The following is a 398-nucleotide window of genomic DNA, read 5'->3' as shown; positions in this document are numbered from 1 at the left end:
CTGCAGGGCCAGTTCGACCTGTTCGGCGTCGGCATCGGCCGCTACAGGTTGATGATCATTGTGATCTGCGGCCTGCTCACCATCGGTCTGCAGATGGTGCTGGCCAAGACACGCTTCGGCAGCCGCCTGCGCGCCGCGGTCGACGATCCCCGCGCCGCGAGCGGCCTCGGCATCAACGTGCCGCAGGTGTTCGCCTTCACGTTCGCATTTGGCTGTGGCCTGGCCGGCCTCGGCGGCGCGCTCAGCGCCGAGATCCTCGGCCTCGATCCGTACTTCCCGCTGAAGTTCATGATCTACTTCCTGATTGTGGTCACTGTCGGCGGCTCCTCCTCGATCACCGGCCCGTTCCTGGCATCGCTCCTGCTCGGCATCGGCGATGTCGCCGGCAAGTACTACGT

At 65.6% G+C, this 398-nt stretch carries 1 protein-coding gene; it reads left to right on the top strand.

Annotation, left to right across the window (positions count from 1 at the left end; genetic code table 11):
• A partial coding sequence (locus ACNFOC_RS55730) for an ABC transporter permease subunit (RefSeq protein ID WP_416966490.1) occupies positions 1–398 on the top strand: 398 nt, incomplete at both ends.

The sequence above is a fragment of the Streptomyces colwelliae genome (assembly GCF_048158785.1).
GTDB lineage: Bacteria > Actinomycetota > Actinomycetes > Streptomycetales > Streptomycetaceae > Streptomyces.
Note: the sequence above shows the minus strand (reverse complement) of the source record. Positions and strands in the feature narration are given on the sequence as shown.